17 protein-coding genes are annotated in these 22,059 nt (G+C 58.5%); 9 read left to right on the plus strand and 8 right to left on the minus strand.

Features of this window, described 5'->3' with window-relative positions:
• Nucleotides 1-151: 151 nt before the first annotated feature.
• Together G359_RS08845 and G359_RS08850 are read right to left on the minus strand one after the other, a co-directional pair.
• Nucleotides 152-547 carry a RidA family protein gene (locus tag G359_RS08845; RefSeq protein WP_045835825.1) on the minus strand — a complete coding sequence of 132 codons (396 nt, stop codon included), beginning with the start codon at nucleotides 545-547 and terminating at the stop codon, nucleotides 152-154.
• A gap of 17 nt (nucleotides 548-564) precedes the next feature.
• The gene (locus G359_RS08850) at nucleotides 565-1,923 is read right to left on the minus strand and encodes an NAD(P)/FAD-dependent oxidoreductase (RefSeq protein WP_082072878.1); all 1,359 of its coding nucleotides are present in this window, start codon (nucleotides 1,921-1,923) and stop codon (nucleotides 565-567) included.
• Nucleotides 1,924-2,078: 155 nt separating this feature from the next.
• On the opposite strand from G359_RS08850, the gene glnT reads away from it, so the two are divergent.
• Genes glnT through G359_RS08870 form a run of 4 tightly spaced genes read left to right on the plus strand, consistent with a single transcriptional unit; the run spans nucleotide 2,079 to nucleotide 6,427 of the window.
• A complete protein-coding gene (glnT, locus tag G359_RS08855; protein ID WP_045835826.1) occupies nucleotides 2,079-3,476 on the plus strand; it encodes a type III glutamate--ammonia ligase in 1,398 nt (465 codons plus the stop codon).
• Between the two features lie 28 nt (nucleotides 3,477-3,504).
• Nucleotides 3,505-4,401 (plus strand): class II glutamine amidotransferase, encoded by an 897-nt coding sequence (locus G359_RS08860; RefSeq protein WP_045835827.1) that lies wholly within the window; start codon nucleotides 3,505-3,507, stop codon nucleotides 4,399-4,401.
• A complete protein-coding gene (locus G359_RS08865; protein WP_045835828.1) occupies nucleotides 4,401-5,090 on the plus strand; it encodes a GltB/FmdC/FwdC-like GXGXG domain-containing protein in 690 nt (229 codons plus the stop codon). The genes G359_RS08860 and G359_RS08865 overlap by 1 nt, the downstream gene beginning before the upstream one ends.
• Nucleotides 5,090-6,427, plus strand: a complete 1,338-nt coding sequence (locus G359_RS08870; protein ID WP_045835829.1) for an FMN-binding glutamate synthase family protein — start codon at nucleotides 5,090-5,092, stop codon at nucleotides 6,425-6,427. Before G359_RS08865 ends, G359_RS08870 begins: the two co-directional genes overlap by 1 nt.
• 72 nt (nucleotides 6,428-6,499) lie before the next feature.
• On the opposite strand, the gene G359_RS08875 is transcribed toward G359_RS08870, so the two are convergent.
• Nucleotides 6,500-7,171: a helix-turn-helix domain-containing protein gene (locus G359_RS08875; protein WP_052699273.1), complete on the minus strand. Its 672-nt coding sequence runs from the start codon at nucleotides 7,169-7,171 to the stop codon at nucleotides 6,500-6,502.
• A 258-nt stretch (nucleotides 7,172-7,429) separates the two neighbouring features.
• Between G359_RS08875 and G359_RS08880 the strand changes: the two genes are divergently transcribed.
• The 4 genes from G359_RS08880 (at nucleotide 7,430) to G359_RS08895 (ending at nucleotide 14,532) form a co-directional block, all read left to right on the plus strand.
• Entirely contained in the window at nucleotides 7,430-9,181 is a 1,752-nt protein-coding gene (locus G359_RS08880; RefSeq protein ID WP_371199100.1) for an APC family permease, read from the plus strand.
• A 571-nt stretch (nucleotides 9,182-9,752) separates the two neighbouring features.
• Nucleotides 9,753-10,622, plus strand: a complete 870-nt coding sequence (locus tag G359_RS08885) for a glycosyltransferase family 2 protein (RefSeq protein WP_082072879.1) — start codon at nucleotides 9,753-9,755, stop codon at nucleotides 10,620-10,622.
• 161 nt (nucleotides 10,623-10,783) lie between these two features.
• Nucleotides 10,784-12,556 (plus strand): ABC transporter ATP-binding protein, encoded by a 1,773-nt coding sequence (locus G359_RS08890; RefSeq protein WP_045835831.1) that lies wholly within the window; start codon nucleotides 10,784-10,786, stop codon nucleotides 12,554-12,556.
• A 176-nt stretch (nucleotides 12,557-12,732) separates the two neighbouring features.
• A complete protein-coding gene (locus G359_RS08895; RefSeq protein WP_045835832.1) occupies nucleotides 12,733-14,532 on the plus strand; it encodes a hypothetical protein in 1,800 nt (599 codons plus the stop codon).
• A 9-nt stretch (nucleotides 14,533-14,541) separates the two neighbouring features.
• On the opposite strand, the gene otsB is transcribed toward G359_RS08895, so the two are convergent.
• Genes otsB through G359_RS08915 form a run of 4 tightly spaced genes read right to left on the minus strand, consistent with a single transcriptional unit; the run spans nucleotide 14,542 to nucleotide 18,757 of the window.
• Nucleotides 14,542-15,366 carry a trehalose-phosphatase gene (gene otsB / locus G359_RS08900; RefSeq protein ID WP_245279969.1) on the minus strand — a complete coding sequence of 275 codons (825 nt, stop codon included), beginning with the start codon at nucleotides 15,364-15,366 and terminating at the stop codon, nucleotides 14,542-14,544.
• An 18-nt stretch (nucleotides 15,367-15,384) separates the two neighbouring features.
• Entirely contained in the window at nucleotides 15,385-16,479 is a 1,095-nt protein-coding gene (locus tag G359_RS08905; RefSeq protein ID WP_045835833.1) for a carbohydrate kinase family protein, read from the minus strand.
• The gene (locus tag G359_RS08910) at nucleotides 16,476-17,234 is read right to left on the minus strand and encodes an ROK family protein (protein ID WP_245279970.1); all 759 of its coding nucleotides are present in this window, start codon (nucleotides 17,232-17,234) and stop codon (nucleotides 16,476-16,478) included. The genes G359_RS08905 and G359_RS08910 overlap by 4 nt, the downstream gene beginning before the upstream one ends.
• Before the next feature lie 47 nt (nucleotides 17,235-17,281).
• Nucleotides 17,282-18,757 carry an alpha,alpha-trehalose-phosphate synthase (UDP-forming) gene (locus tag G359_RS08915; RefSeq protein ID WP_045835834.1) on the minus strand — a complete coding sequence of 492 codons (1,476 nt, stop codon included), beginning with the start codon at nucleotides 18,755-18,757 and terminating at the stop codon, nucleotides 17,282-17,284.
• 313 nt (nucleotides 18,758-19,070) lie between these two features.
• Between G359_RS08915 and G359_RS08920 the strand changes: the two genes are divergently transcribed.
• The gene (locus G359_RS08920) at nucleotides 19,071-20,129 is read left to right on the plus strand and encodes an HWE histidine kinase domain-containing protein (RefSeq protein WP_045835835.1); all 1,059 of its coding nucleotides are present in this window, start codon (nucleotides 19,071-19,073) and stop codon (nucleotides 20,127-20,129) included.
• Here the strand turns inward: G359_RS08920 and G359_RS08925 are convergent.
• Nucleotides 20,122-22,029, minus strand: a complete 1,908-nt coding sequence (locus tag G359_RS08925; RefSeq protein WP_045835836.1) for a glycoside hydrolase family 15 protein — start codon at nucleotides 22,027-22,029, stop codon at nucleotides 20,122-20,124. The genes G359_RS08920 and G359_RS08925 overlap by 8 nt on opposite strands.
• Nucleotides 22,030-22,059: the final 30 nt, after the last annotated feature.

Below are 22,059 nucleotides of genomic sequence, written 5' to 3' on the forward strand. Positions count from 1 at the left end.
GGGTCGAAGTATTGGGTCACTGCGAACACGTCGCGTGAACGCGAGAATGTCCCGCGTCCCGCCAGCTTTCTCACTCCTGGAATCCGACACCAAATTTGTCAGTGGGGCCTAAGCGTCACTGCGTCCATTAAGGTGACGCGCTGCACGCGCCTCAGACGATCTTGGCGTAGGCCTCTATCTCTACCTTCTGCCAGGGACGCATCATGGACGTGACTTGCACGAGCGTGCTGGCCGGCCTGATCGCATCGAACGTTTCGAGGTGAGCCCTGGCCACGTCTTCGGCGTCGTTGATATCGCGAAGGTAGACGACCGTTCGAACGACCTGACTCGTCGTCGCTCCGGCATCGGCGAGCGCCTTTTCGATGATCGCGAGTGCGGCTCGCGTTTGTGTGTAAACGTCGCTTTTCTCGTTCCCGGCAGGCGCGCAGGTTCCGGAAACGTGCACGTCGTCTCCGACGCGCACCGCGCGCGAATATCCGAAGACGGACTCGTACGCGCCGCCTGATGAAATGTTGAGCCGGGTATTCTTGTTGGCAGCTTTCGTCATGTCGCTCCTTTCGAGGTCTATTTGTTCACTGCATCGCGAATTCGATACCAGGTCTCGACGACCGGCACGGCTCGCTTGGCAATCGGATGGAAGGGGAAGCTTGGGAAATCGAGATCGTCGAAGGCAGTCTTGCCTTCCGGATCTTGGAGCAGCTTGAGCGCGATCTTGTGTCCGAAGTACGTGGCGCGCGAAACGCCCGTGCCGCAATATCCAAGCGCGAAGTGAATTCCGCCAGCCGTGCGGCCAATGTGCGGAACTTCATCGTACGTGTATCCAATCTGGCCGGTCCACGCGTGCGTCACGGCCGTGTCGCGAAGGGCGGGAAACACATGCAGCATGTCTCTCGCCAGGTGGCGGTATGCGGCCGGAGATGTTTCGGACGCGAGCCTGCCGACACGGCCTCCCCAAATAACGCGACGTTCTCCGGGTGCCGCGCGGTAATAATAGAAAACGCGATTGGTATTCCCGTAAACGCGAAGCTTCGGCATCAAGGTTGAAAAGAGCGCCTCCGGAATTTCGTCCGTTGCGATGAGCGCGGAACCGACCGGAACGATGCGCCGCTGCAGCTCGGGAACGATGCCGCCGGTATATCCGTTGGTCGCGACGATGACCTCGCGACACGTCAGATCATCGATAGCGGTGCGGATTTTGAAGCCGTCGTAATCGTGCGTAATGCCGAGGACCGCCGCGTTGCCGATGACTTCACCGCCAAGCGCCTTGATCTTCTCGATCAACCCCGCGTGATAGCGGCCGGGATGCAATGAGGCATCGTTCGGAAGAACGGAGCCGCCAAAGAAAGCATCCGATCCGATCTCAGTGTGTTGCTCGGACTTCGGCACCATGAAGCTCTCGACGCCTGCGATCGCGCGGAGATCCTCCATATCGCGCGCCATGCCTTCATAGTGCTCGGGCTGCATCGCGCCGCGAAAGCGGCCGCAGCGCGAGAAGGCGCAATCGATGTTCTCGCTGGCGACCAGATGCTCGATATAGTCGAGCATGCGCGTGCCCTCGCGCAGAAGCTCTTCGGCCTTTCGCCGGCCGCGCAACGCGATGAGTTTTGCGACGCGGAATTTTTGATTGCCGCTTCCGACTTGGCCGCCATTGCGGGTGCTTGCGCCCATTCCCGGCACGCCAGCATCCAGGACGACGACCGAGCGGCCTCTCTTGAGAAGCGTCAAGGCTGCAGAGAGCCCCGTAAAGCCTGAGCCGACGATCACGACATCGGCGCGTGACAGCAGATATTGATTTCGCACTTCCGGCGCGCGCGGTGCGGCTTCCCACCAATACGGCTGGAATTTCAGGCTGCCTGCTGTGCCGTTTGCACGAGCGAGATCCAACGCGCGTATGCCGCCGGAGCTTGAGATCGGTTCATTCATAGTGCCTGGCAGCCCTGATTTTTGCGCGAAGTCTCGCGCGTCCTGTGTTTATTCTTGTACAAATAAGTTGCACTACGTGCAAGTTGATTGTATGCGCTGAGCCCGGGAAGAAACGCACAGCGCACAAGCGCGGCTCCGAACGTCCGAGGTTTCGCATGAACTCACTCGACCATTGGAATTGGCGACTCGCACCCGGTCAACAGGCGACGCCAGATCAACTAGATCTTCAAAAAGCTAAGCAATTCCTGACGCAAAATCACGTCCGGTACGTCCTTGCGCAATTTGTCGATATTCACGGTGTGGCGAAAAGCAAATCCGTGCCGGTCGATCATTTGGAAGATATTCTGACTGACGGAGTGGGATTTGCGGGTGGAGGTGTTCACGGGCTTCGCCTCGAGCCTCATCAAGCCGAATACATGCTTGTCGGAGATCTGTCGACGCTCAAGCTTTTGCCGTGGGCGCCCGGTTATGCGCGCGTGATGGGTACCGGGACGGTCGACGGAAAATCGCACGCCGTCGATACGCGCAACATTCTGAAAACTCAGACTGAGCGATTGCGCGACCGCGGTTGGGTGCTCAACACCGGCATCGAACCCGAGTTCAGCCTTCTGCAGCGCACCGCCGATGGATCAGTCAGCCCGCTCGACGATACCGACTGTCTGCAGAAGCCCGCGTACGATTATCGAGGGCTCTCACGAGTCCGCGTCTTCCTCGAGCGCGTGACTGAAAGTCTGCAGGCGCTAGGGATCGATGTTTATCAAATCGATCACGAGGACGCGAACGGCCAATACGAAATCAACTTCAAATATGCCGACGCCATGACGTCGGCTGACAATATCATCTTGTTCAAGATGGCGGCCGCGGAAATTGCGCATGAGCTCGGCGCCATCTGCTCGTTCATGCCGAAGCCCAAAAGCTCGATGACCGGCAATGGCATGCATATTCATTGCTCGCTCGCGGACGCGGCGGGAACGAACTTGTTCCACGACAAGTCTGATCAGAGCGGCATGGGTCTTTCGAAGCTCGCCTACTCATTCACAGCGGGAATTCTGGTCCACGCGAAGGCTCTCACGGCGCTCCTTGCTCCCTCGGTCAACTCCTACAAACGCCTCGTCGTCGGTCGAACGGCGTCGGGCACGACCTGGGCACCGGTCTTCGTTGCGTACGGCGACAACAATCGCACGGCCATGGTCCGCATCCCTTACGGGCGCATCGAGCTGCGTGTCGGTGATTCCGGCATGAACCCGTATCTCGCGCAGGCGGCGTTGATTGCGGCCGGCCTCGACGGGATCGATCGCAACCTGGATCCGGGCCAACCGAAGAACATCAATTTCTATGCGCTTACACCACGCGAGATCGCAGCTCACAAAATCGAGGTGCTGCCGCAATCACTTGGCGAGGCAATTAACGCGCTCGAGCAAAGTGAGTTCTTCAAGTCCGCGCTCGGCGCAGATTTCATCGACGAGTTTGTCTCTCACAAGCGCGATGAATGGATCGACTACCACCGGCACGTCTCCGATTGGGAGACGAAACGGTACTTGAGCTTCTTCTGAACAGCCACGCTAAGTTGGAGACAAAGATATGTGTGGAATTGCGGGCCTTTTTATCAAGGATCCGAAACTCGAGCCGAGGCTCGGTGAGCTTCTCGCGAAAATGACTTCGACGCTTTGCAGCCGGGGCCCGGACTCGGCTGGGTTTGCCATTTATGGACGCGGCGCGAATGGTCAAACCAAATTGACGATCGCAGGCGGCACTGCGGACGTCGATATTGCGAGCGCGGCTAATCTGCTGGTGTCCGCGATGGGTGGCGGCCAGGTCAGTGTGCGCCACTCTCACGCGGTCGTTACCCTGAAGAATGAAGATGTTCCTCGCGCCGAGGCCTGGCTGGAAAAGAATCTGCCGGGCGTCACGATCATGAGCGAAGGCCAGCGGCTCGAGATCTACAAGGAAGTCGGTTTCCCCGACGACGTTGCGCGCGATTTCGACATTTCAAAGATGAGCGGTACGCACGGCATTTCCCACACGCGTATGGCGACAGAGTCAGCGGTCACGACCAACGGCGCGCATCCGTTCTCGACGGCCACCGATCAATGTCTGGTTCATAACGGATCGCTGTCCAATCACGCTTCGCTTCGGCGCGAATTGCGGCGGGAAGGTATCAAAATTCGCACCGAGAACGATACCGAAGTCGCAGCTGGCTATCTGACGCGTCAGATGAAGAATGGTCAGACGCTCAGCGAAGCCCTGAAGTCCAGTCTCGATGATCTCGACGGTTTCTTCACGTTCGTTGTCGGCACGGAAACGGGCTTCGGCGTCCTCAGAGATCCGATCGCATGCAAGCCGGCGGTCATGGCCGAGACGGACGAGTACGTCGCATTCGGCTCCGAATACAAAACGCTCACGTGCTTGCCCGGCATCAAAGCCGCGCGCGTGTGGGAGCCCAAGCCCGCAACGGTTTATTTCTGGGAGCACGCCTGATGCCGCATGTCGATCTAGCCGAAACATCCGTACGCGATCTGAACCTGGCGCTGCACAAGCTCGGAGCAGACACGAACGAAACCCTTTGGTCCATCGCCAACCCAGGCGGCGAGCATTCGATTGCGGTCGGTATCAATGCGCCGATCACCGTGAACATAGCCGGCAACGTCGGCTACTTCTGCGGCGGCATGAATAAGTACGCCAACATCGTCATCGATGGCAGTGCCGGCCAAGGCGTCGGCGAAAACATGATGTCCGGGCGCATTCACGTCAAAGGGGACGCCAGCCAAAGCGCCGGCGCGACCGGAAGAGGCGGCCTGCTGCTCGTCGAAGGAAACGCGTCGGCGCGATGCGGGATTTCGATGAAGGGCATCGATATCGTCGTCAAAGGCGACATCGGCCATCTCTCGGCGTTCATGGGTCAGAATGGCCGGTTGGTCGTATTCGGAGAAGCCGGCGAGGCGCTCGGAGATTCGATCTACGAAGCGCACATCTATGTTCGCGGGCCCGTCGCCAGTTTGGGCGCCGATTGCATCGAGAAAGAGATGCGCGACGAACACCGAGCAGAACTTGGGGAACTGCTGAAGGCAGCAGGCGAAGGCCACAAGGTCGATGTCGCTGAATTCCGGCGCTACGGCTCGGCGCGGAAGCTCTACAACTTCAATATCGATAATGCGGGAGCGTACTGATGACCGAGCACCAGAGAAACTGGCTCGCGACTGAGCCTCGTAAATCGGCGACATTCGACGACGCAACGCTGTCCGAAATCCGGCGCGCCGCAGCGACCGGCATCTACGATATTCGCGGCGGCGGTTCCAAGCGGCGGATGCCGAACTTCGACGATCTCCTGTTGTTGGGCGCATCGATGTCTCGCTACCCCCTCGAAGGGTATCGCGAAAAATGCGGCACCGAAGTCGTCATCGGTTCGCGATTCGCATCGAAGCCTCTCAAGCTTGCCATTCCGATTACGATTTCCGGCATGAGCTTCGGATCGCTCTCGGCAAACGCCAAAGAGGCTTTGGGCCGTGGTGCAAGTCTTGCGGGCACGTCGACCACGACGGGCGATGGAGGCATGACACCGGAAGAGCGCGGTCAGTCGAAATATCTCGTCTACCAATATCTACCGTCACGTTACGGCATGAACCCCGACGATCTGCGCCGGGCCGACGCCATCGAGATCGTCATCGGGCAGGGGGCCAAACCCGGCGGCGGCGGCATGCTGCTTGGCCAGAAGATCTCAGACCGCGTCGCGCAAATGCGTCAGCTGCCGAAGGGCATCGATCAGCGTTCTGCGTGCCGTCATCCGGATTGGACCGGCGCCGACGACCTGGAAGTCAAGATCAACGAGCTTCGCGAAATCACGGATTGGGAAACGCCGATCTATTTGAAGATCGGCGCCAGCCGGCCCTACTTCGATGTCCAGCTGGCGGTGAAGTCGGGTGCCGACGCTATTGTCCTTGATGGCATGCAGGGCGGGACGGCGGCGACGCAGGAAGTCTTCATCGAGCATGTGGGCATTCCGTTGCTCTCGGCCATTCGACCTGCCGTGCAAGCGCTTCAAGACCTCGGCATGCATCGGAAGGTGCAGCTCATCGTATCGGGCGGAATCCGCAACGGAGGCGACGTCGCGAAGGCGCTTGCGCTCGGAGCCGACGCCGTTGGCATCGGCACCGCCGCGCTCGTGGCACTCGGCGACAACGATCCTCGCTGGGAAGCCGAATACAACAAGCTCGGCACGACGGCCGGTTGTTACGACGATTGGCACGAAGGCAAAGACCCGGCCGGCATCACCACGCAGACGCCAGAGCTGATGCAACGTCTCGACCCGGTCGCTGCTGGCCGCAGGCTGGCGAATTATCTGAAAGTCTTGACGCTCGAAGCGCAAACGCTGGCGCGCGCCTGTGGCAAGAACCACGTCCACAACCTCGAACCGGAAGATCTCGTCGCTCTCACCATGGAAGCTGCCGCTATGGCGAGAGTGCCGCTGGCCGGCACAAACTGGATCCCGGGAGCGCCGGGGTTCTGACGCGTACCGTCAGCGAACGAGTGACGCCGCCTTGATCCATGTCCGGGCGGCGTCGCCGATGAGCTGAACGAGCTATTCGCCGTAAAAGATGATCGCGAGAAACTTGATCCGCTCGTCGAGAAGTTTCTCCGGTCCATGCACGACCTCGCCGGAGAATGTGAACGCATCACCGGGCTCGATCAGATACGTGTGTTCGCCGAAGCGGTACTCCATTCTCCCTTGGAGCATGTAGATGAATTCGGTACCGGGATGCGCGAAGCGGGGATACGTCTCGCTCTTCTTGTCCATCTCGATGAAGAACGGCTCGAACAGCTTTCGCGGTCCACGATCGTAAGAGAGAAGGCGATATGTGTGCCCGAACTTCGTGCCGACGCGAACGACCTCCATCTGCTCGGGACGCTTCACGAGTTGTGCGGTGCCCTGCTTGGTCTCCGTTTCTCTGAAAAGGTCCGACAGTCCGATGCCGACGGCAGCGCACAAACGCTCAAGCGCGTCGAGACTTGCGGTCGCCATTCCGTTTTCGATCCGGCTGAGCATCGCACTCGACAAGCCCGCTCCGACGCTCAGATCGGAAAGCGTTAGATTGGCTTCCAACCGCCGCCTCTTGATGACCGAGCCGATGCGTTGTTCCAGCGGAACATGCGCCATGTCGCGACGATCGCTCCGCTCGTTGACGGCAACCTTCTCGGCGGCCGCCTTACGCGTTGTGGGCCGTGGTTTGGGACCGGCCTTTTCCTTGGTCATTCGTCGCTCTTTTCTCTCGGTGCAGAGTATTCATTAAAGTGGGTTGGCGCTGAAGCAAACCGCCGGTGCTGTGAACAACGCACATGCAATAAGCGGCTATTTATTGCTCTTCGCGACTGCAAAACAAACAGAATATCTAAAATTCAATATGCAGAACATGCAAAATACTTGCATATAATGCATCTTTGTGAATATGTCGCGCGATGTTTTGACCGAGGTAACGCATCGAGAAACCTAAGGGGAGAACTTCGCATGACGATGGTGACACCAACGCGGGACGTGGAGGTCGGCGCAGCGCCCGCTGACTCCCAAGGCCTGCATCGAACACTCGATTGGAAAGGTGCTTTTTGGATCGCCAGCGGCGTTCCCGCGCTGGTGTTGATCTCGATCGGTGGCATGGGGGCGACGGCGGGCAAGCTTGCGTTCGTTGTGTGGGCGATCTCGGTTGTGATGGGGCTCATCCAATCCTACAGCTATGCTGAAATTGCCGGCTTGTTCGCGAACAAGTCGGGCGGAGCTGCAGTCTATGGCGCCGCCGCATGGCTGCGTTACAGCAAGTTGATCGCGCCACTGTCAGTTTGGTGCAATTGGTTTGCCTGGACGCCGGTGCTGTCGTTGGGTTGCGCCGTCGCCGCCGGATACATTCTCAACGCGGTTGCGCCGCTTCCAAACTTCACAGCGGAATCTCCGCAAGTGGTCGCATGGCTGCAGGACGCGACGCACGCTGCGGCGATCGCCGGCAAGACCGGCGCAGAGGCCGCGAACGTTGCAATCACTGCGCTGACCGCTGACGCAACACCGGTCATCCGCTCATTCAAGCTTTTGGATTTCTCGTTCTTTGGCTTAGCAAAGATCGAGGTTGGAGCGACATTCTTTATCGGCGCCGCCCTGATGCTCGCGGCTTTTGCAATCCAGCATCGCGGCATTCTCGGAACCGCTCGCATCCAGATGTGGATCGGGCTGCTGGTGATCGTGCCGATGCTGATCGTTGGCATCGTGCCGTTTCTGACCGGCAACGTCGAATACTCGAACTTCACGCCCCTTGTTCCTCCAAACGGCGCCTGGGACAATGCCGGATGGACGTATTTCCTCGGCGCGCTGTTTATCGCGGGTTGGTCGAGCTACGCATTCGAGACGGCGGTTTGCTACACGCGTGAATTCAAGAATCCTGCTGTCGATACGAAGAAAGCGATCATCGCGGCCGGGCTCCTCTGCGTAGTAGTCTACTCGCTGGTGGCGGCCTCATTCCAAGGTCACCTCGGCCTTGAAGGCATGACGCAGCCTGGCATCGTCGACGGAACGGGCGTTGCGGCGGCCATGGGCGACATGGTCGGCGGGAACAACGCCATCGTCGTTCATCTCCTCGAGATGATGATGATCCTCGCCTTGGTCCTCGCGATCATGATGGCGATGGCTGGCTCGTCGCGTACGCTCTACCAGGGTGGCGTCGATGGCTGGCTCCCGAAATATCTCGGGCACGTCAATGAGCATGGCGCACCGACGCGAGCCATGTGGACGGACTTGGTCTTCAATCTCGGTCTCCTGACGTTCGCCGCTTCGGACGCCACGGCCTACTATCTGATCCTGTCGATCTCGAACGTCGGCTACATGATCTTCATCTTCCTAAACTTGCAGTCGACCTGGATTCACCGGATCGATAGTCCGAATATCAAACGCCCCTATCGAGCACCGAACTGGCTGGTCGGGTTCAACGCTTTCCTTGGCTTCGTGAACCTTGCACTCATGGGAGCAGGCGCCAAAGTGTGGGGCAATCCCAACGCACTTTGGTATGGATTGATATTTGCGGCGTTGATCATCCCGGTTTTCCTCTACCGGCACTACGTTCAGGATGGCGGCAAATTCCCCGCCCACATGCTCGAAGACCTGGATCTCAAGAGCCAGGATCTGGGTGAACGGCGAGCCGGTTTCCTTCCTTACCTCACGCTCATACTTGCAGCCGGTGTCGTTCTCTCATCGCACTATTACTTCCAGCTTCCTCCGGCCCCGTAACTTGAGGGGCGAATGCTCCGAGTTCGAAGGTGTTCCTCAGACGAAAAGTTGCTGCGGGGGCTTGCTCCCGCAGCATTGTTTTTATGTCGAGTAGATGCAACTCACGGTCCGGCTCCGTGTTCTGACTGACGCCCCAACTCGTGCGCCTCGATACGAGCCACGTGATCATTCTCTAGTGCTGAGCCGCATATGATTTGCCGTTGCGCAGCACCCGGAAGTTTCTGCATCGGAACGATTGCGCCGGCGCGCGAGCGCATACTTTGAAAATTCTCTCCGGATGAGAACACGACTTCCGAAATTATAGTCGTGCAAATAACCGCCTCGGACTGTCAATCACGCGTCGCACGGTGTATGCGGTCCATGCTTGCTCGCGACACAAGGCTTCATTTCAAGCCTTAAGTTGGGACCTCACTTTAAATCGCGGTGTTAGTTCGGATGTTCTCGGTCGTTAGGCCGAGGATAAATCAAGTACGAAGTATTGGATGACAGTGCAGCGCGTCGAACTTTGCCGGTAAGGCGGACGCGGTTGTGCGCGATGTGAGATTAACGCATATTTCGAAAGGCATTTTTCATGGATAAATTGCCGATCTCCTGTTTCATCATCGCAAAGAATGAAGCCGATCGCATCGGGCGCACCATTCGCTCGGTGAAGCCGTGGGTCGATGAAGTTGTCGTCATTGATAGCGAAAGCACCGACGATACCGTCCGTGTGGCCGCATCGGAAGGATGCCGCGTCGTCACCCAGCGATGGTTGGGATTCGGAGGGCAAAAGCGTTTCGGGGAAGACCAATGCCGCAACGACTGGGTGCTGAACCTCGATGCGGATGAGGTCGTCACTCCCGCGCTGAGAAGGGAAATCATGGCCCTCTTTAAATACGTCGCTCCGTCTCGGGTCGCCTATGGAATGCCGATTGAGCTCGTCTATCCGAACACCAAGCGGCCGAGACTTTGGGCGCGCGACCACTGGTACGTGCGATTGTACGATCGCCGCGTGGTAAGATTTCGCGATTCCAATGTGCACGATACCGTGGTGACGGACGGTCAAGCCGTCGGCATACTGCGGGCCCCTGCCTACCACTATATGTTCCGCAGCTACGAGCACCTGAAGCGAAAGCTTGGCGAAAGAATGTTGCTTTCCGCCAAACACGCCAACTCATCCACGGCTGCGCTCGTGGCGCGAATGGCTATCGAGTTCCCGGTCAATTTCTTTAAGTATTATATTGGTCGAAGGCACTTCACGGGAGGTTTGAACGGGCTCCGATACTCATGGATTCAGGCGGACTACCGCCTGTTGAAAATTTTCCACATGTGGCGCGACAGAAGCTCCAAGGGCCAGTCTCCCGAGCCCGACACCGCCGGCGGCCATGAAAATTTCAAAGCCAAAGCCGACGCCGACACCAAGGCCGGTTCTTCGGCGGCGGAATTGCCACTGTACGGCTAGCGGCCTTCGCCGTACGAGAGAGATAGCGCAGGGCTAAGTCGAGGGCACCTGTGAACGATGTCAAGATGAGCATCCGTTGACTTTGGCGGCGGAGCAAATCACCGTACCGCCGGTGGGCAAAAAATGGGCGGATTTCTTATACGGGCGGAATAGAGAAGCGAATGCCGACGACCATTGATCTTCTGAAGCGGTTGATGAAGGAAAACGGCCGCGAATACGCGCCGCAGTATGCGCTCGTGATCGTTTGCATGTTGCTGGTGGCCGGCATGACGTCGCTGAGCGCGTACGTGCTGAAGTACGTCATCGATACGATTTTCGTGCACCAGGATCGGGCCGCTCTCGTCGGGATCACGGTCGGTATTGTTGCGATATTCGTAGCGAAGGGTTTTGCGGCTTACTTCTCTGAGGTTGTCCTCGGCACCATCGGCAATCGGCTCGTTGCGCAGACGCAGAAGCGCATGTTCGAGCATATGCTGAAAGTCGATATCGCCTTCTTTCAGCAATACACCTCGAGCGATCTTGTTACCAAGATGTCTTATAACGCCAACGCCGTTAGAGACATGCTGAACATGGTGTCTCTGAACCTCGGGCGCGATCTCTTCACGATCATCGGTCTTGTCACGACAATGATTGTATTGGATCCGATCCTGTCCGCCATCGCGTTGATAGGCGGTCCCGTTGCGGCGTTGTCGTCTCGCAAAATGGTCGAGCGGATCAAGAAAGCGACGAAAAGCGAGGTCCACTCGCTAGGCGGCATTATTCAAATCACGCGCGAAGTGAGCCAAGGCGCACAGGTCGTCAAATCGTTCCAGCTTGAAAATAAGATGCGAAGGCGGATGTTCGACGCGATCGAGGCCGTTCAGCGAATATCCAACAAGATGCTCGCGATCGGTGCCGGCGTGAACCCGTTGATGGAAACGATCGGCGGTTGCGCTGTCGCTGCGGTCGTCTTCTACGCCGGCTGGCGAAATCTCTATCATGGCGAGAGCCCTGGGCAGTTCTTCGCATTCATCACCGCGCTTCTGATGTGCGCAGATCCTGCGCGACGGATTTCACGCGTTCAGCTTCAGTTGGCGACCGCGGCTGTCGGCGTTCGCATGATGTATGAACTGATCGATACCCCGGCGCGCGAGGACGAGCCTCCCGGCAAGCCCGAGCTTCAGATCGCGGACGGCCAAATCGTACTGCGGGATGTCTCGTTCCGGTATCAGCCGAACAAACCCGTCATCAACGGCATGAACTTCACTGTTCCAGCCGGTAAGGTGACAGCGCTTGTCGGACATTCGGGCGGAGGAAAGTCGACCGTGTTCGCGCTGCTGCAAAGGCTTCGTGAGCCGGACGCTGGCGTGATCATGATCGACGGTCAGACGATCGCCGATGTCTCCCTCGTGTCGCTCCGCCACAACATTTCTGTTGTTGGCCAGGATTCATTTCTTTTCGAAGGCTCGATCATCGAGAACATCCGAGCTGGCCTCGAAAGCGCGTCCGACGAAAAGTGCATCGAGGCGGCGAAGGCGGCGAGCGCGCACGAATTCATCATGTCCTTGCCGCGAGGCTACGAGAGCCAGGTCGGCGAACTCGGCGGCCAGGTGTCCGGCGGTCAGCGTCAGCGCATCGCGCTCGCGCGCGCCTACCTCAAGAACGCGCCGATCATTCTTCTCGACGAGCCAACATCGGCTCTGGATAGCGAAACTGAGGACGCCATTCAGCGAGAACTGCGCAACCTGACAAAGGGGAAGACGACGCTCGTCATCGCTCACCGCCTATCGACCATCCTTCATGCCGATCTTATCCATGTGATCGAGGCGGGACGCGTAATCGAAAGCGGAACGCACGATCAGTTGATCGCGAGCGGAGGGGCTTACAATCGTCTGTTCAAGCTCCAATTCGCCAAATACCTCGAAAGCAAGCCACCGATGGCGCAGGCCGTCTGATCTCTCAGCGTACGGCCTCAGCGGACATTTTCGGCAATCCGACTGCGAGTTCTGACGGGGAGGGAACCCAAACGCGTCCCCTCTCATGTGATTGCGCGGAGTGTTGCTCCCCGGTCACGGTTCATCCTTGCCAATTCGGCTATCTCAATACGTGAGAGATAGCGTGGGGATTGAGTATGCCGGATGCAGCCCAGCCGAACCAAGCTCAGCCAAGCCTGATCGGCAGAACGATCGACTACATCCTCGGCCGAAACACGCTGATCGGCATCGCATCGTTCATGCTGCTGATCATATCGGGCTACGCAACTTGGCACGGCATGCGCGACTTCATCGTCGGCGTATCGTCGACATCCGCAACGCCGGCCGGCGGCATGTCGGTTTCCAACGACGTTCTCGTTGCGGCTGTGGTCATCGCGCTCACATTCTTGATGTGGCTCACGCTCCGCGAGACGTTCGGCGCCAAGCGGCGCCTTCGTGAACGTCTCATCACATTCCCGCTCTACGTATTCCTTGCCATCTGGTCGATCGGCTTCGGCTACGGTTTCTGGTGGAGCCTTATCTCCGGCGAGGAAGCAACGAAGACTGGTCTTGCCGGATTGCAGGAAGATGCTCGCGATGCCAGCGCCGCTGTCGCCGCACGGCTCGACGCGGTGCGCGGTCAGCTCGACAACGTCGTCACGTGGTCCGACAGCCAAATGTCGCGCGAAGAAACGAGCGGCGGCAGTTGTGGCGTCGCCTCGGGTGCTGGAAAAGGCCCGCTCTACAACGCGCGCCGAAGCGTGCGCGACGCCGTCGGCGCGCTTCGCGATGGTATGACCAAGTTGTGGCTGGAGCCCGTGCAGGCCGATGTTCAGTCGCTTCGCCAGGCAGCCGACGTGCTCGGTGGGGCGACGATCGAGGAGCGCCAGCGCAACTTCGAGAACAAGGCTTCCGAAATTCGCGGCCTCGCGCGCAACATCGCGGCGCGCAGCAACCAACTCGGCCAATCGACAGCGTCCGAAATGCGCGCGCTGGCCGATTCCGTATCGCAGCCACCGGGCAAATCCGGGTCATCGTGTTATGATCCAACGCTCGCGGAGCGTTTACGCGATGCCGCAGCCCAGGCTGATCAACCAGCTGAGCTGAAGTTGCGCGAAGCCGTATTCAACGAAGGCCCCGCCGGCGTCGCGAACGCCGTCAAAAATCTTTGGAGCAATATCGGCGCTTACACGGCAAGCGCATTTCGATATGTGGTTTCGGGCGGAAAGGTCGTCACGGCCGGACACACCGATGCAGGTGAGCCGATAACGGGACGCGATGTCATCGCGCTTCTGGCGACGATCGGCATCGACATGGGCCTTCTCGCGATGGCCATCATCAATCCGCCGCGTGAACCGCCCTCGGTTCGTCCATCGGGCGCGCTCGCCCGTCAGATCCGCGACGCGATCGATACGGCGATCAACCGCGCGCCCGGCGCCGATCTCGAATGGGTACGCCGCCACTTCGTCCATCACAACAAGGCCTCCTACCTCGTTATTCCGAACCTCTACAGTTGCGATCCTGAAAACGGTGACGAAGCCGCGAAGGGCATGGCCGTCAATCAATTGGCAGGCGTATTGAGCGACCTCGATCTCGTCCGCTGGCCGAAGGGCGGCAGGTGGTGGCTCTTTCAGGAGAACGAGCTCAAGAAACTGAAGAAAGAGGAATCGCAGGGAAGCGATACCGACCTCACGGCAATCCGCAAGAAATGGGCGGAAGAGCAGGGGCTGACGGGCGAAGATCTAAAGCAATACGTCGATAAGCGAGCGGTTCGAAATCACGGGCTCTTCTCGAAAGCTGAACGCGCGCTGCAAATCGCAGGCTGGAGTGAAAAGGCGCGCAGTGACATCGAGATCTTCAAGCTCGTCAATTCCGAGGGATTGACCCCGCTTCTGATGGTGCTGAATGAGCCAAGCCGCGGCCGTAGCGAAGCGCCGGCACAAGCCGAGGCGGCGTAAGCTCGACTATTAGCGAGCGTCTAATTCTGCGAATTTCTGCAACCAGTCGAGAACTTCGGCAGGTCCCTGAAACGCGGATTCAGCCGCCGAAAAATTCTCGCCGGCCACTTTCAAACCGAAGCCGCCGAGTTCTTCGGCTGCTCGGAACGCGTCGACGTCGGCGATGTCGTCTCCGATCATGATGGGAATTTTGTTCGCGAACAGCGGCAGCGATGCAAGTTTTCTGAGCGCGCGTCCCTTGGAGAAGCCGATAGGCAAGACCTCGACGACTTTTCGGCCTGCGCAGATCGAGAATTCATTGGGATATTTCGGCACGAGCGTTTCAATCATCATCATCAAGGATGAATGAAGTTCAGGCGCGAGCCGATAATGAAGCGCGATGCCGCTGCCCTTATCCTCATAAACGATCCCCGGCAAATCCTCGACGATCTTCTTGATGTCAGCCGTAAGCACCGGACTGAACATCGATGTAAGGGCTTCAATCGAACCGTTTACGGATAATCGCATTTCCCCGCCATGCACGCCGCCCCCAACCAACTTCGCCGGGTGGAGCAGGTGGTCGGCTTCGTCCAACGGCCGTCCGGTAACGATCGCCAATGCGCCGTGCAAGCGGCTCGCGAGAGCCTGCAGAACTTGTGAAAGGTTAGGCGGCACGTGAACAGTCGATGGCGTCAGCGCAACGTCCAGAAGCGTGCCATCGATGTCGAGAAAAAGCGCAACGGGTTCGTCGCGAGCAATGAGCCGCTCGACGATATCGCGCGCAGCGACGGCACGTTCATGCGTCGACAAAGCAATATCCTGCCAGGCGGCGCTTTTCTTTAATTGCTGGGTCAAAACAACTTAATCCCCTGCTTAGATGGAGAAGCTAAAGAGCGCAGCCTCGCTCGCAGTTTCGATTTCTCGCTCCAACACCGGCTTGGTCAGAAGGCCCGTCTGCGTGTCGATGAACTTCACCACGCTGGCTGCATTAATGGCTGCCGCACTCAGTGCTCGCGCCGGATCTTTCGTTTCCGTTAGATAGCATGCGAACGTAGCGGAGAACGCATCGCCGGCCCCCGTTGTTGCCGCTGCGACGACATGCTGCGCCGCCCGATAATAGAGGTTTTGGCCGCGCGCGATGAACGCGCCATTGGCGCCGTCGGTTAACACGATCACGCCGACACCCAACTCTATCAGGGCGCCTAAAAACTTTACCAATGACATTTCGTAGCCGCCGCTCCGCAGCCCGCGCTTGGCAAGAGGCGGAATGGGCACGTCGTCCTTGGCGATTAATGGAGCGCCGCCATCTCCGAAAGTTTGCAAGAGATGCGGCATCAACGTCTGTGCTTCTGCGCGGTTTAAGCAGAGAATATCGATGTGCTTGAGGCTATTCCAAAAGTCGTCGAAACGAGCCGTGAGTTGCCTGATGCCGGGATTGACACCAAGCAACGCGCCCGCGCTTTTCGCTCGGCTGACAACGAGCGGATAGTATTCCGCCGACTGATTGCTGAGATTTGCCACATAAACCAGATCGCGCCCCGCAAAAGCCTCCGGCGGAAGATCACCCGCTTTGAGCTTCGTATTTGCGCCGCGATACGTGAAAACGGCCGCATTGCGATCATGGGAAGAAATGATGACGGACGAGCCTGTCGGCTGCTGCTCATCGACGACGATCCATGACACGTCGATGCCTTCCGCACGCAAGAGATTGAGAATTATTTCTGCCTTCTCGTCGCGGCCGATCTTCGCGATGATTGACGTCCTGTGACCGAGGCGGGCCGCCGCGACGGCTGCGTTTACCGCGCCACCCCCGCAACTCGATGCGATTTCTTCCGCCTCCGTCTTGTGCCCTTCCTCGAGAAGAAGGAACGAGCTTTCGGCGTTGCGCATCTTTACCTGTTCGATCTTGTCGTTCGCAATCGTGACGATCGTATCAACCATTGCGCCGCCAATGGTGAGGACGTTCATCTCGACTCCGCGGGTGTTCCGACAAGATCGCTCGTCTGCCTGAACCACCGATCCATCTCGGAGCGCCAGAGACGCGCCCCGCCTGCAATCCCGCTCGCTGGCGGAACGACGCTTGCCCACGGTGGAAGGGCGAAGTTGATACGCCGCGAGTTTCCCCCGCCGATGTAGAGATGATCGACGTTTGTCAAAGCTTGGACTTTGGCAATCACGTGCTTGGCGCGCTCGTTCCAAGCGTCATCGCCCAACGCGAGATACGCGGCGTGGCCGATGTATTGATCATAATTGAACTCGTCTTTCGCGTAGTGCTGGCCGAGCTCGAGCCCGAAGAAGGCGGAGCCGTCGCAAAAAAGGGCGCACCCCATGCCTGTGCCGAACGTCAAGACGCATTCGCGGCCTGGGCCCTTTGCAATGCCCAAGCCGTAGACGATCGCGTCGTTCAGCACGCGGACCGGAACGCCGAACGTCCTCTGTAGTGCGCCTTCGAGATCGAATTCGCTCCAGTGATGGGTGCCGAGATTGGGCGCCGTCTTGATGTGCTCTCGTCCGACAACGCCTGGAAAGCCCACCGAAGCACGCCCGAAAGTCGGCAACGATTTGACGATATCGCTGATGAGATCGACGAGCGCTTCCGGGGTGCTGGGCTTCGGAGTTTGCGTGGTGATGAAATCCGAAATCAACGCGCCCGAGGCGTTCACGGTCGCCGCCTTCACCAGCGTACCTCCGATATCCACGCAAAGGATGTTCGGATTGGACATGACGTCAACCCCGCTGGGAATGGTTTTTCTTTCCATGATGACGCCCATTATGTCACCACATTGGCCGTAAACCGGCTAGGCGGATTGTTTTTTTTAACGGTGCTCTGCAATCGCTCCAGAGCTTTCCCCATTTCCGATGATGATTTCAGCGCCCGAGCGAGACGGCGCTGTCCGGCTTTCATGAGCGCCGAAAAATAGCTGCGGCTCCAGTCATTTGAATCGCTCTTGCGGACGATGTCGAGAAGCCGCGCATGACGCGCACGCCGTTCGTCCAGCGGCATTTTAAGCGCGACACGCAAACCCTGAACCAAATCGCCGAGATCGTAAGGATTGACGAGGACAGCGTCTGAGAGTTGCTCCGCGGCGCCTGCAAACTTCGACAGAATGAGAACGCCGGGATCTGCGGGATCTTGGCAGGCAATGTACTCTTTCGCCACGAGGTTCATGCCGTCCATCAGCGGCGTGACCCATCCAATCCGCGATAGGCGATACACATCGCGAAGCTCGGCACGCGGAATGGTTCTGTGAATGTAATTGATCGGCACCCAGTCGAGTTCGCCGAAACGGCCGTTGATCGAACCGGCGAGAGATTCAAGCTCGGCTTTGATGTCGGCATAGGCTTCGACGCTTTCGCGCGTCGGCGGCGCGAACTGCGAAAGCACGATGTGGCGCCGGTATTCAGGATATTCTTCCAGGAACCTCCCGTAGGCTTTGAATTTCTGCGGCAAACCTTTGGTGTAATCCAACCGGTCGATTCCGATGATGCGATTGATCTCGGACATGTCCGCCGCCTTCAATGCTTCCGCTTCGCCGGGACCGAAGGCGAAATCGGCGGGATCGATGCCAACGGGGAAGCATCCGATATCGAGCTCCGCCTCGAAAACGCGGATACGGCCCGATGGCAGTAGCCTTCCGAAGACGCTTTGTTGGAAGAAGTCGATCAAGTTGCGCACGTCCGATTGCGTCTGCAGACCGATCAGATCGTAGGCGCTGAGAGCCTTCGCAATTTCCTTGTTTTCCGGAATGGCGAGCAACGCCTGCGCGGGGCCGACAGGAATGTGCAAGAAATAACCGATGGGGTTCTCGATGCCGAGCTTGCGCAACTCGAGCGCCATCGGCAGCAGGTGATAGTCATGTACCCAGATGACGTCGTCAGGCTCTATCAACGGAGCGAGATGGCGCGCGAACCTCTCGTTCACCGCCACATACCGAGAATAATATCCGGCTTCGAACTGCGCGAGATCCAGGCGGTTATGGAACACCGGCCACAACACTGAATTCGAATAGCCGAGGTAGTATTCGTTGTAGTCGTCTGTCGTCAGCGGCTCGGTGACGGTGGTGTGGCCGTCGGAACTCGTAACCTTTATGTCGGGTGAATCGGAATCATCGATTTGTCCATCCCAGCCGAACCAAAAGCCGTTCTGCTGGGCGAGGGTGTTATAAATCGCAACCGTGACGCCACCAGCCTGCTGGGCCACATTGAAATCAATGACACGGTTCGAAACCATGACAAGCCGGGCCAACGAGACCTCCTTCCATCCGACACGTGAGCGATGTAAAAGCCAGCCCCCGCGTGGCATTGCACTCGTTCTTAAACCCCCGGTATTCCTGTAGGTTCCCTCTTTTCGGGAGAACGTAACATTCTTCCCATATTCCATCGCACGGTGCGCCGTGGATTGTCGGCAGCAGGCATTCTTTGCCGCTGTCATCTGCCGCCTCTCGCATGAGCGAGAAATTCATGATAGTTATAAATAAATGCGAGTGGGGGACGGCGACGGCTCTACAGCGCCGCCGGGAAATGCTGGATGGGTGCTCGGGGCCGTTCGTGGGGCGCGAATGGTTCGACTCGTCGATAATCTGATCGAACGTGTGTTTCCGCGACTTCGGCGCAGGCCGTACTTCGCCTATCCAATAGGAATTGCGATTTTCGCCGTTGCCGCAATGGCGCGAATGGGCCTGTCGCGATGGCTCCAGGACAACGTTCCCTTCTTGACCTTCTTCCTGGCTGTTCTCTTGGCGGCACTCATCGCGGGAACCGGACCAGCACTGGTCGTCACTGGAGCCTCACTCATCTTTAGCTGGTACTTCTTTCTTCCCGGTCCTGGGTGGACGCTCGATGCGACGACATTCGTGGCCCTCGCGAGCTTCACGATCCTTTCCTGTCTGATCGTTGCGGTCGTTCATCTTCTCAATCGCAAGGTCGAGGGCCTGATGAATGAGCGCGCGCGCAACGAAGCATTGTTTCAGGACAGCGCGCTTGGGGAGCTGCAGTTGGAGCAACTCAACATCGAGCTGCGCCATCGACTGAAAAACACCTTCGCCGTTATCGGTGGCCTCGTTAGTCAATCCGCCCGTTATAGCCGGGACGTTGACAGCTTTGCGCAGTCGCTCTCCGGCCGCCTCTCGGCGATGGGTAACGCGATGGATCTAATCGCGACGCGCAGTTTCCTCGGCGCCTCGCTGAAAGAGCTGATCGCGGAGACGTTGAAGCCGCTGGTACCCCCCGGCGCTAAGCGATTGGACATGGGGGGACCCGATACTGTCATCCCCGGCGATGTCGCGAGCGCGCTCGCTTTGACGCTTCACGAACTCGGAACGAACGCGATCAAATACGGCGCCTGGTCCGATAAACGCGGGGCAGTCAGCGTGAAATGGACGCTAAGCAAGATGGACGAAGACGAATTATCCTTCGAACTCGTCTGGGATGAACGTGGTGGCCCGCGCGTTTCGGCTCCTGAACGACGAGGGCTCGGAACGACGCTGATCGATAGCGGATTTCCGAGTGCCAAGGTCGAACGCGAGTTCAACGAGGAGGGCGTTCGTTGCCGCATCGTCGCCGTGTTGAAACAGGCAACGACGCGGCGGACGCGGGGACGGGCACCCTCGCTTAGCTGACGTTTAGTGACCGGCGGGGAATAGCCAGGCCCGCAGCTGTGAGATCGTGATCCCGCTCCAAACCTTTGGGAGTGGTGTCATGTTTTGCTGGCGATCCGCACCACGCGTCTTCCCAAGTCCGCGATAGCGTCATCGCAGAATTAATCATTCCGGCCATCGAGTAGGTCTGGGGAAGGTTGCCCCACAACTGCCCGGTTGCGGGATTGACATCCTCGCTCAACATTCCGAACGCGTTGCGCTTCTTTAGAAGCTCATCAAAGAGTTCGCGGGCCTCGTCCTTACGCCCGACGGACGCGAGCGCGTCGATGTACCAGAACTGACAGGCGAGGAAGGCCGATTCCGGCAAGCCGAAATCGTCTTCGGCCGCATAGCGCAACATCAAGCCGTTGCGCATCAACTCGCGGCCGATAGCATTTGTCGTTTTGACAAACCGCGGATCGTTCGGCGGCAGGAAGCCCAAATCGGCCAAGAGCAGCACGCTGGCGTCCAGTTCGTCATGATCGAATGCGCCCGTAAATGAACCGCGCTTGTCGCTCCACGCTCGAGTGAGAATTTCGGCGCGGATCTTTTCGGCGGAGTCCTTCCAGTGCGCCACACGTTCCGGCAATCCGAGAAGCTGCGCTATGCGGGCAAGGCGATCGCACGCGACCCAGCACAACAGTGCCGAGTGCGTATGAATGCGCATCCGCCCACGATACTCCCATATGCCCGCATCCGGTTCCAGATAGAGACGGCGGGCATGCTCTCCGAGGAATTCGAGTTCTCGGAACAGACAGACATCCCCCATCCGCGGCAGTCGCTGATCGATGAACATCTGCGCGACGCCGAGGATGACACTGCCGTACGCGTCATGCTGCAGCTGGTCGGAAGCGAGATTTCCAACCCGCACGGGCCCCATGCCGAGATAGCCCTGGAGATGCGGCGCGATCCGCTCCTCTGACGTATCGTTGTGAACGATGCCGTAGACGGGCTTCAACGGGCTCTGCGTATCCGAGACGACGGTCGTGATGTAGTCGAGATAGTTCTCCATCGACTGCGTTGCGCCCAATCGGTTGAGCGCGCGGATAACGAAATAGGCGTCACGCAGCCAGCAGAACCGGTAATCCCAAGTTCTCGGAGTATTCGGCGCTTCCGGGATCGACGTCGTCAAAGCGGCGATGATTGCGCCCGTTTCCTCAAACGTGCAGAGCTTGAGCGAAATCGCTGCGCGAATGACCTCGGGCTGCCATTCATAGCTGACGGCAAGTCCTCGTACCCACGTCACCCAGAAATCGCGGGTGCGTTCGAGAAACTCCGTCGACATGGAATCGATCGCACTATCAATCGGCTCATCCGACCCTATGACGAGCGTCGCCGGACGGGTCAGCGAGAACGATGTCTCGTGAACAACATAAGAGATGGGAAGATCCGTTGTGAGGCGAACCGCAGCTTCCCCGCAGAGATAACGAATGTGATTTGATCCGTAGGACGCGCTGCAGGCGGGTTGGCCATAATTATAAGTAGGCCTGACGCGAACCGAGATGCGCGGCAATCCCCTGAGCGGTTCGATCCGCCGGATGAGCTGTGTGGGATGGAAGGACCGGTCGAACCGCCAGAAGCGCGGGCAGAAGTCGGTCACCTTTACGCTGGCGCCGTTCTCCGCGACCAGAATCGTCTCAAGAATGCACGTATTGCGTATGTAGTAGGATCGCGCCGAGACTTGGCCCTCCAGCACGACATCGCAAAAGCCCTTTTCCTCGTCGCCGGCGAGCAACCGGCAAAAAATCGGATCGCCGTCCAATCGCGGGACGCACCACCAGACGATGCGCGCGCCTTCGTCAATGAGGGCAGCCACACGCCCGTTGCCGATTGCCGCGACATTGAGTGACGAGCGATAAGGATGGGAGGTCGTCAGGGTCATCAGGTCCCCCTAGGGAATGCTTGCAAACGG

Source organism: Hyphomicrobium sp. 99, assembly GCF_000384335.2.
Lineage (GTDB): Bacteria > Pseudomonadota > Alphaproteobacteria > Rhizobiales > Hyphomicrobiaceae > Hyphomicrobium_B.